At 41.7% G+C, this 10,531-nt stretch carries 11 protein-coding genes; 7 read left to right on the top strand and 4 right to left on the bottom strand.

The window, feature by feature from the left end:
- Window positions 1-72: 72 nt before the first annotated feature.
- The 7 genes from H1R82_RS07415 (at window position 73) to H1R82_RS07385 (ending at window position 5,906) form a co-directional block, all read left to right on the top strand.
- Window positions 73-1,107, top strand: coding sequence for a hypothetical protein (locus H1R82_RS07415; RefSeq protein WP_181729142.1), 1,035 nt, complete (start codon window positions 73-75; stop codon window positions 1,105-1,107).
- Window positions 1,108-1,191: 84 nt separating this feature from the next.
- The gene (locus H1R82_RS07410) at window positions 1,192-1,581 is read left to right on the top strand and encodes a hypothetical protein (RefSeq protein WP_181729143.1); all 390 of its coding nucleotides are present in this window, start codon (window positions 1,192-1,194) and stop codon (window positions 1,579-1,581) included.
- A gap of 60 nt (window positions 1,582-1,641) precedes the next feature.
- Complete coding sequence (locus tag H1R82_RS07405; RefSeq protein WP_181729144.1) at window positions 1,642-2,409, top strand: P-loop NTPase family protein; 768 nt, start codon at window positions 1,642-1,644, stop codon at window positions 2,407-2,409.
- Window positions 2,410-2,425: 16 nt separating this feature from the next.
- On the top strand, window positions 2,426-2,896 hold the full coding sequence (locus H1R82_RS07400; protein WP_181729145.1) for a hypothetical protein: 471 nt from the start codon (window positions 2,426-2,428) through the stop codon (window positions 2,894-2,896).
- A 12-nt stretch (window positions 2,897-2,908) separates the two neighbouring features.
- Window positions 2,909-4,288 carry an AAA family ATPase gene (locus tag H1R82_RS07395; protein WP_181729146.1) on the top strand — a complete coding sequence of 460 codons (1,380 nt, stop codon included), beginning with the start codon at window positions 2,909-2,911 and terminating at the stop codon, window positions 4,286-4,288.
- A 54-nt stretch (window positions 4,289-4,342) separates the two neighbouring features.
- Window positions 4,343-5,296 (top strand): toprim domain-containing protein, encoded by a 954-nt coding sequence (locus tag H1R82_RS14850; protein WP_181729147.1) that lies wholly within the window; start codon window positions 4,343-4,345, stop codon window positions 5,294-5,296.
- 46 nt (window positions 5,297-5,342) lie between these two features.
- Window positions 5,343-5,906, top strand: coding sequence for a hypothetical protein (locus H1R82_RS07385; protein WP_181729148.1), 564 nt, complete (start codon window positions 5,343-5,345; stop codon window positions 5,904-5,906).
- 36 nt (window positions 5,907-5,942) lie between these two features.
- Here H1R82_RS07385 and H1R82_RS07380 read toward each other — a convergent pair whose 3' ends face one another.
- From H1R82_RS07380 to H1R82_RS07365, 4 genes are all read right to left on the bottom strand, one after another.
- Entirely contained in the window at window positions 5,943-6,119 is a 177-nt protein-coding gene (locus tag H1R82_RS07380) for a hypothetical protein (protein ID WP_181729149.1), read from the bottom strand.
- 76 nt (window positions 6,120-6,195) lie between these two features.
- The gene (locus H1R82_RS07375; protein ID WP_181729150.1) at window positions 6,196-7,311 is read right to left on the bottom strand and encodes a M15 family metallopeptidase; all 1,116 of its coding nucleotides are present in this window, start codon (window positions 7,309-7,311) and stop codon (window positions 6,196-6,198) included.
- A 5-nt stretch (window positions 7,312-7,316) separates the two neighbouring features.
- Complete coding sequence (locus H1R82_RS07370; RefSeq protein ID WP_181729151.1) at window positions 7,317-7,730, bottom strand: phage holin family protein; 414 nt, start codon at window positions 7,728-7,730, stop codon at window positions 7,317-7,319.
- Complete coding sequence (locus H1R82_RS07365) at window positions 7,723-10,530, bottom strand: phage tail protein (protein WP_181729152.1); 2,808 nt, start codon at window positions 10,528-10,530, stop codon at window positions 7,723-7,725. Before H1R82_RS07365 ends, H1R82_RS07370 begins: the two co-directional genes overlap by 8 nt.
- Window position 10,531: the final 1 nt, after the last annotated feature.

Raw genomic sequence — 10,531 nt, 5'->3', positions numbered from 1 at the left:
CCAACTAAGTGGTACTAACTGTCCATGAAAGAGGCACTCCTGAAAATCAAATTTTTCAGGAGGTTGTTCATTATGGACAAAAATATTTTCACAAATGACTTTGTTAACGGTGTTAACGACGATTTTTACAAAGGTGAGCCGAAGATTAATAAGCAGACTTTCAAAGAAAGAACTTATTATGTAAAACCCTCCCATAAAGAAATGAACCAATACGCACTCAAAGTACAGGAAATGAAAGAAAAAGGCATGAACTACCATGATTCATACGAATATTACGAATTGTTGCGTCCTTTCTACGGCCCTTGCGGGTTCCGTAACGGTGTTCCAGCTAAGAACTTTGTCCAAACTCACACCGAAAGAATTTGGCATATCTTCCGGGATGAAACAATTTTCTCTGACCAGCTTTGGAAAAACTTTGAATATACAATCGAAGCGTATGACCCGCACTACAACTTTGAGGAAAGTTTGCGGGAAAATGCCCGCAATCAGGAAGACAAAGATAGTGTGAAAAACTTCAATTCCCTTTGTGTCAGAACTGCTCATCGGCTGGCGGCAAAACAAAAGAATGATTTGCATAGGTATAAATCAAAATTAAAGAAATCTAACATCCCCAAAGAAGTAAAATACTCTTTGAATGAAGAGATTTACCACCCGTTATGTGAGGAAGACACCCTCGGAGATATTCTTGTGGAAGATTGGGCTGAGGAGTTGGCGACCAGAGGGAATTTCTATCATAAAGAAAAGGTTAAGTTCATTGTTAAGTTGCTTCCGAAGGGGTATAGCCAATCCGATATTGCATATCTCATGGAACGGGAGTTCGGCACAAGTTACAGAACAAATTTGAAGTTTTTGTCAAGAACCCTTGAAAAGTTGAGAGTCATAGTTGAACAAATTGAGGAGTACGAGGAGTTCAAATATCTTGCGGAAAACAAGAAAAAGCCGAAAACAAAGAAAAGGCAAAACCCAGAAAATTCAGCTTTCTATGACGTGAAGGCATTCAACCGGAACAAGGAACGCAAGGAAAAATACGAAGAATTCACACAGGGAACAGAGGTAAAAACATACAAGCTCAGCCCTGAGGAACTGGAGGCTTTGAGAAATAAATAAAAAATTTTTCAGGTGGATGTCTAATCGTGTATCTAACCCTCGCCTTAGGGTTGGGTGAAAAGGGTTAAAAAGGAGGAGTTTTGAATGGCAAGCAAAAAACTCCCGCCAGCTAAAAACTGGCGGGAACTTGATATCAATGATTGGAATGCAATCACCTTCTACGAGTATCTAAAGTACATGCACTTGAAAACTTACGGGACAAAGTACTCCGTTAAGAACATGGGAATGCATAATGGTTTGGTTAAAAGGGTTTATCAAAAACACGGAAAGCAAGCCACAAAGCGTTTTATTGAGCTTTGCTTTCACAGGTTTAAACCCCGAAATGGTCATAAGGGAGCAAATTTCATCTACTTCTACACGTACCTAAAGAAGTACATGGAAGATGCAGAAAAAGAAATCGAAAAGAAAAACCGGATGATTGAGAACGAAAAAGTGACGTATGAACAAATTCAGAATGTGATTGATATGTTTTGATTCCCATTGACTTTGTTAGCTTCTTTGACTAATTCAACTTAAATTAAAGGAGTGGAAATCATGAGTTTTTCTAAAAACTGCATTTTGGCTCAGTATTGCGGAGACAAAGATACCAAAAAGTGCAATAAATTGTGCCCCTTTTATATTCATCTTCACGGTGCTTCAGGGAAAGGAGGAAAAATCTTTGAATCAAATATCCCCCTCGACTACTCCAGAATGACAGTTAAACAAAATCCTGTGCGACAAAGTCAGAGTACTGTTTACACACAGATAGATAACTACGTCAAAACTTTCCCCAGAATGTTCAATGGAGAAAGAATCCGTTCACTTTACCTATATTCCGAATCTCCGGGAACAGGAAAAACATCTACTGCTTGTGCAATCGCCAATGAATATTTGTTAGTTCATTGCATCGGAAGTTGGAAGCGAGGACAGCGCCCAAAAGATGGTGTTGTATTCTTCCTAGACTTCAATGCTTGGCAGACCAAGTTTAATGAGTTCAACAACCCACGCATTTCCCAAGATACTGCAGACAAAGCTGCTAGAAGTTTTTACCATTCTCGAGATGCCGCAAAAAATGCGGAACTATTAGTTATCGATGATATCGGAATTCGAAACCCAACTGAGGCATTTAGTTCTGTGGCACATGACCTTATAAATCACCGTGCCATTTACCGTAAACCAACTATTTATACCTCAAACGTTCCTCTTAAAGAGTTGATGGATAAATATGATTCTCGATTATACGACAGAATTAAAGACCAAACCGTTGAATTAGTTGGGTTTCAGGAGAAAAGTTTCCGGGGAGTTCGGAAAGATTGGGATTGAGGTGGGAGGTGGTTATATGAAATCAACGTTTGAGATTGGGGATTTAGTTAAAGTCAAAGGATATTCAAGCGTATTTGAAGTCGTTGGATACCGTGAAGATGAAGCTGAAGAATGTTACATCGTTAGGCAATACCTTTTGGGGGACTACGTAGACGATTTGATAGCGTATCCGGAAGACATGCGTATTGCAACTGATGCCGATATAGATGAGTATGAACAAAATCCGCTTTTTTATATGCGAGAGTTTGAACCTCCTAATGCGGTTGTTTTAAAACCTCCAAAACCACGTGTCAGAGAAGACGAAAAGAAAGTATTGGATGAACTTGCCGAAAACAGAAGGAAAATCGCAAAGCTCAAGCATTGGCAAGATTGGTATTTAGACTTGTATCAGTTTACGGGTAATAAAAAATACCTTCGGCGGGTTGAAAAGATTTCCAAAATCATCAATACAATCCCCACCCGTGCATTTCAAATCAAAAATGATTAAGGAGGCATTCTGATGTCTGCAGGTTTTAAATTCATCTCCAAAATGTTGGATAGCAAAAATGTTGATGCGTTTAGTAAATATGGGATTGATGCTGAAAAATTCCCGACTCCTGAAGAACGGGAAGTATTTAGATATCTTGAATACTACATCAGGGAAAATCGCACACTCCCCTCACCGGAAGAATTATCAGCCAAGTTTGAGGACTTTGTTTACATCCCAAATGTCGCATGTTCATTTGACACTCTTGCGAAAGAATTAAACGGCAAGTTCATCCAGATGAGCCTTGCACGTCTTGTGCAGGGCAATGTTGGGGCTGATGACGAATTTGCAAAACGTGACAACCTCTCCAGCCTCATCAACGAAAAGGACGGATATGAACTTATTGAATGGTTAGCTGATGAAGTAGACAAAATCAAACAGAGAATAAATTCTAATCAAAAAATCGGGCATAACATCAAAACTGATTTTGACTGGTTCTTGGATGAATATGAACGGAGAAAACAAGGAAAAACCTTTAAGGTATTCCCTTCCCGCTTCCCTTCGCTCAACAAGATTATGGGAGGCGGATACTCAACCGGGAATATGTATACATGGTTTGGACGTTCTGGTCGTGGGAAATCAATTATAGCTCTGATAGAAGCAATCACCGCGGCAATCAACGGAGCAACCGTACTTTACTGGGGTTTAGAAATGCCAAAGTATGAGTTATATGCACGTGCATACTCTTTCCTGTCAGCACGAAGAGGGATTTTCACAGCACAGATTGACGGGATTGACTATGAAGTAGGTTTCCCTCAAAGAGATATACTGATGGCGAAGATGTCACCTACTTTTTACCACGGGTTCAAGAACTTTGTAAAAACCATAGACCAGCAAATGAAAGGCACAATCATTTTCCGGTGCATTGACGATGAAGATTTCATGCGGCGGGATTTAAGGGAATTGGAATTTGAGATTAGACAAACGGGTGCTGACGTAGTTGTGATTGACCCCGCATACTACATGGATATGGAATTCAATAGTTCCAAAACAGCCGGAGGAGACATGGCGGCAACAAGTAAAAAGCTTCGCCTTATGGCAGGAAATTTGGGTGTCGTTTTACATGTCATCACTCAAGCGGAAGAAACAAAAGACCAATATGCAGAGGACGGAGAACGTGTTTTGACGCCGCCAAAACGGAACGAAGTTAAGAAAAGTAAGCAACTTCTGGAAGATGCTTCGCTTACTATTGGCATTGACACTAAAGACGGGCAAGGTGTTATTGTGCCCGCCAAGGGAAGAAACGGCGGAGAAGACGAAAAAATTGATATTGTATTCCTCCCTAACTACGGGCTTGTGCAGGAAATGCCTTCCGCTGAAGAAGCAGAAGAAAAGTTTACCGTTAATTTTTGATGTCCCTAGTGAAGATGTTGGAGTCAATAACTTTTATTACTGGAGTGGTGAAACGTGAGATTAAAAGGATTTGACGTTCCTGTTGATGTGGAAGCTGAGTTAAGGGAATTTGATTGGGAACAAGCCAAGTGGACGGGTGAAAAATTAATTGCTTGCTCTCCCTTTAGAGACGAAAGTCGACCATCATTTTACGTATGGCTGGTGGATACAGACCAAGCTTGGGCTGGTTCGTGGGGAGATAGTGGAGGTTCCGGTGAGTTTGAAAAAGGAGGGTTTATTTCCCTCCTCTCTTTTTTACGGAATGAATCGCCTGAAGAAACTGTGGATTACTTGGTGACTAAGTATGGAACATACATTGACGGTCATATTGTCTTGAATAGGTTAAATGTGAATCTAGAAGAGAATGCACGGAAGCCCCTTCCTTTAAGCTTGATTGAAGGACTTCAAGAACATCCCTACCTATCCAAACGGGGAATATCAAAAGGTGTACAACGGGCATTAAAAACTGGATATGACACAGAGAAAAAAGCCATTGCTTTCCCGTGGTTTTTACCTAACGGTAAGCTAGCGGCTGTTAAGTATCGGAGAACATCTAGTAAAAGGTTTTTCTATGCAAAAGGAGGATATCCTATCCGGAATCTTTTGTATGGAGTGCACATCCTTCATCAAAAAGACTATCTAGATACAGTTGTTGTTACAGAAGCTGAAATCGATGCAATGACCGCAATGACTGCTGGCTTCCCTGCGGTTGCGGTTGGAGGTTCGCAATTTAGCCCTAAGCATACATCCGCTTTGATGCAGACAAAAGTCAAAAATGTCATCATTGCTTCTGATAATGACGAGGCTGGGGCTAAATTAGCAAAACAGATTGAGGATGCATTGAGCTTTCAATTCAATCTGTATAAAGTCGAGTTTCCCGATGGTGCTAAAGACTTGAATGAGTTGGGCATTGAGAAATGTAATAAGGCTTTAAATGGTGCTAAAAAACTGAATAAGAGATTTTTGTGACAAAAAGTTGAATAGCAACACGAAATATTATTTTGGGGGTGAGTGTATGCAAGCAATCTTTGTGTTAAGTTTCATAGGAATATTCCTAAGCCTTGTCGGACTAATTTTCAAGAAGACAAGAAAACATGCTTGGAAAGTTTTGATTGTGTGCGTTGTTTTGTTTGGTATTAGCGGATTCTTCGTACCTGCAGAGGAAGAACCCGCACAGGCAGTGAACAAGCAGGAGACTCAGGAAGTTAAGAAAGAAGAGTCCCAATCCCCTTCTCAAGAGGAAGAGTATATTAAGTATGCTAATCATTTGGTTAATCGGGTGGGATTCGCCATTGACCTGATTAATCATGGTTATGACCTGTGGAACTCAAAATATGCCCCAGGTCAAGTAAATCAAGGCATAAAAGAGTTGGAAAACGAAGTTAAGGAACTGGATAATCTGAGCCCTGCCAACTCACAGGCACAACTCCATGAGGAATTTAAGAAGGAAATAATAAACATCAGAGACACAGCAAAAGACTCTTTAGATTTAGCTAATCAAGATAAATTAGATGAGGCAAAAGATAAAATGAGTTCAATTGACCTTGACGCTATTCGGAACAAGTTAAATCAATCATAAAGAAAAAGCCCGAGGAATAATCCTCGGGTTTTATTTTTAGGCGAAAAACCCCATGGTTACCAGCAAGTTAATTATTTGCTTTATGCCATTTATGATTCCTTCGCTTATGCTAAAGCCAAGGGTTTCTAAAATGACAATAACCAGCGCAACTGCCGCTAACCATACGTCTTTGTTTCTTAATACATTTAGGATTTTGCCCCATCTCTTTTTCACCGGGCGTCACCTTCCTTTTGAAGTTATTTAACTGAGGTTAACTGATTAGCTAACCTCAGCACATCTATTAAAATCATCATTTATAGTCAATCCTTTGGATTTCGATTTTCTCTGCTTTATTGTCTTTGATGGCGTTTTGGACAGCCTCAAGGACGTATTTGTCATACGCAGAAGTAACCACAGGCTCCCCATCAACTACCACTTCATAAGCTGGTTCTTTCGGCTTCTCCTCCGGGAATAAAGCATACCAAGTCGTGAAATCAACAACCCCTGTTGCAGGAAGCCCCTTACCAACAGGAACAGCATTACCGTCTGCATCGTGTCTTTCTTGCCATGTGCGAACGGCTCGGGCTGTGGCAACACCATAGTAGCCGTCAGCATTTATTTTCAATCTATTCTGAATCTTTTTCACAGCATCCCCTTTAGAACCAATTTCAAAAGGAGCGTGATAATCTTCTACATATTCAATCTTCGGAAGCTCGCCAAAAAGTGCTTTCCAAGTCTTTTCACCCACAATTCCATCTGCTGTTAAGCCTTTTCCAATCGATACAGCATTACCGTTTTCATCGTGCCTTTCTTGCCACATCTTCACGCTTTCTTCCGTAGTAGCTCCAAAATATCCGTCAACCTTCACTTTAAGTCTTTCTTGAAGCTTGGACACAAGTTTAAGAAAACCGTCTTTATGACCTTTCTTCAAAGGTAATTCGTCCATCTCAACATACGTTGTGGCTGTTCCTGTGCTGGTGCTTGTGGGTTTCCATCCGTTAGGCCATTTTGCACGGCATTGGGCAAGGGACAACCCACCTGTCATTTCAAAGTGTGGGTAATCTTTAAAACTCGTCCAATCACCACCCCATTCAAATCCTTGTTTTTTACAAATGTTAACAAACTGTTTCCACTTACTGTTTACATCCCAACAAGCCTTGCCATTCTCGATTAAGCAGAAGTCAAATGCTAAGCCGAAGTTGTGATAAGACTGCCCGGCTTTTGCATTAGTGACAATCTTACCCGGTTTTGTTCTTCCTTGCGCGTAAAGCTCATTTTGTTCCGCAAATGTCCTTAAACCTTGCGTAACAAGGATGTCAAGACCAGCTTTTTCTGCTTCTGCTAGTGCCTTTTGTGCCGCATCTCTCACATGAGGTTGAAGCTCCGCAAGTCTTTTTTGGTTTGTGTTATGGTAGGTCATTGCCATATGCATCATCCCCTTTTCTTCTCTTTTAATAAATCAATGGCTTCTTTTAATTTTGGAGGGACTGGAACCCCTGCCCTCATAGCATTTTCAATGATGCTAATCATTTCGTTAACTACAAACCACATGAGGGTTGAGTTTCTGATTACATCTCCAGTATCCAAAACCATATCGGCAATATGGGAAGTTGCAATCAGCGAGAATATCAAAACCTTTTTTGCAATCCCAATTAAACCCCTAACTGAGGAAATTTTCCCGTTTTTCCCTGCGGCAACTAGCCCCGTGATTACATCGAAAAACCACAGGGCAATAAACACGCCAAACAATTCATGCCAAGTTCCAAAGATATAAACTAGAACCCCACCAGATACAGAAACTACTGCCTTGAAGAATGTTTCCATATTCACCACTTCCCTACTCATACACAATTTCCAAAGTTGCAGAACGACTCATAAGCAAATAGTTTTGTTGGGAACCGCTGGAATCGTAAATTGCAATTCCTCTCGCCGTTCCGTTCTTCAATGCCTCGCCGAAGGATTTCGGAAGTTCCACCCATTTACTTTCGCCAGGACTAAAGCTTGCCAAGTTCCCCGCACTGTTTGATAATGCCGGACTTCCCCCAGATGCTGACGTGTTATTGTGGGTATAGAAGTATAGCGGTCTACTGCTGTAGTAACCGCCTTTCGATTGGCGAGTGAGGTATATGCGGATACTCTTAATCGTTTTCCCAGATAAAGCATTCCTAATATTCTGATAATCAAAGAACCATAAACCACGATAGTTACCAATTTGGGGTGCCCAGCTACCGGGGTCACCTTGGTAGACGCTGTCTGTTCTCCACCCGTAGGTTGGTTCATAAGAACCACAACCAGTAGCACTCCACGTACCCTTTCCGGGCTGTGCGCCAGTACTTGGCTTCTGACCTGCTGATGCTTCACTCCACGTTCCGGTAATTTGACCTCCGCCGGGTGTTGAGTGAGAACCTAGCGGTTCTGTCCCATAGCCGGAAATCAAACCACTCCCTGAAGCTCGAAAGTTTACATCACAGCCAGAACCTGCGTTGTCAACGGCGTGGATGGAACCACCTAATGAAGCAAATATTTGTGCTGAGGTTGCGTCATACACTTGACAATTGATTACCTCCATATTTGCTCCTTCCGCTTGAATACAGAAAGATGCTTTCCCCTCTGCCTTAAGCGTCATGTCCTGAAGGACTACCCAGTTTGACGCATAGCAGCGGATACAAGCCGCTACGAAGCTGTCTTGTGGGTGCTGAATTCCGTCATGAACAATAGTTCCACCGATTAGTCTAATTCTGTGGTTACATGAGCCAATTCTAAAATGTCCATTTAGAATGGAGTCATTAAACCTAAATTCAATGATGCCAGACCCAAATTTCCCAGTTAATTCAACAACTTCGTTAAGCTCACTACCTTCCTTCATTTCCACAATGATATAAGCGTTGTTGGCTTCTGGCAGGCTGTCAGTTAGTTTTTTCAGGGTAGCAAAAGGAGCGAATTCTGTGCCGTCATTTTCGTCTGAGCCATTATCAGGGTCGATATAATAAGTTAGATTCGTATAGTTTTTTGTGACCACGTTGTTTCCTTTGATATGACCTACAAATAGCTCATCAAACCCTTGCGTGCGGGAATCCATTTGACAAACTATCTCATTTTCATCATTTAGCAAGTAAAACCTACCGTCTTGTCCAATACCGTTAACGACTCCGCCCAAATACAGTTGACCGCCTCGTACACGGTCAGCAAGCATCGTTCCAGCAACTACCTTGTCAGCAAAAGCACCATCACCTGTTATGAAAGTGCCCCCACTCCAGTCCCAACCACCAACCGTAGAAGGGTCACCACCGGGAAGTCTTTCATTTGATACGGCAACAATCCCATTTCCAATGAAGATAGCTTTTGTCGGATTTTGGTCTGGCGGTTTATCAAGGTTAAGCATTCCACCTTCTGTTAATCGAACGGTTCCGGCTCCTGCTAATATCTCATTCCGGATGGCATCAATGTAGCCATCAAGCCAAGAAGTCGGAACAGGTTTATCTTTAACCCGTTCTTCTAAGTCAATTTGACGCTCAACATGTTGGAAGGGATTTTGAACATTGCCAATTTGAACTTTAGTACTTTCCGGATTGATTAAGTCCCTTTCAATTTCAAGCACTCTTGCTTTCAGTCTCAATTCCGGGTTGAACTTGCGGTCAATCACTACAACCTCATCACCAAGCCTAACGGCTTCGTGCCGATGTCCTTCTACAGTCTCAAGGTCAATCACATCAAGTTCATAGGATACAATTGGTTGGCTAAGTTGTTGATATGCTTCCCACGTTCTCTCAAGCAATTTAACCGGGTCTTCCTCGTCTTCAAATTCAATGACACGTTCTCTATGAATTAACCCACCTTGACCGTCTGGTCTTCCGTAGCGTTTTAATGCCTCTTCTGTTCCTACCCAATCCTGCCCTAACGGTTTATCAACGGGGTCTCCATTGGCAACCGACCACTCAACCTCCGTGAAATCTAGCTTTCTGCCATATCCTGTGCCCTCTTCGTTCTCCTCACCTTTTCCTCTGCCGATAAGGGCAGTACAGAGGTTGGACGTGTCAACGGTTCTTTTGATATTGGTTACGTCTTTACCATAAACAAACCGCTTGCCTCTGAACTGCCCACGTTGGCTAAACAAATCCACAAATCTTCCGGTTATTTTGCTTCCGGTGAATTCTGTCCGAAAACGCAACTCTCCACCGAACAGTTCAACAACTTCATATATACATTGAAGAGTTGATTTGTTATAGAAGACATGGGTGGAAGTTTCATTTCCATCAACATGTCCGACATTCCATCGTGTTTTTTGCAAAATTTGGTTCAACATATATTCTGCATCTCGGTTTTCAGGTCGAATATCACGGATAATATAGTCATTTAATTCGGTATAGGCGTGCTCACAATACGCATGCCGGACAAAGTCTTCCCCATGTTCGTCCTCTATTTCTTTAATGACAAACTCCTGCCAGACACCGTCGATATCCTGATACAAGACAATGTTCTCTTCCACTACAAATTGAGCTTTTGGATGATTGGCAGGCACAGAGAACTCTAAAACGTTTTCCCCGTTAACCTGTTCCCTGTGCACTGCATCTAAGATGGTGGGATTGCTTCCGTTTTGGAGAATGGTCTCTATTTTTTCGTCTCTGTTTAAAATCCAAAGCTTCATA

Source organism: Thermoactinomyces intermedius (assembly GCF_013912365.1).
GTDB classification, from domain to species: Bacteria; Bacillota; Bacilli; order Thermoactinomycetales; family Thermoactinomycetaceae; genus Thermoactinomyces; species Thermoactinomyces intermedius.
This window is presented reverse-complemented; position numbering and strand designations above follow the sequence as displayed.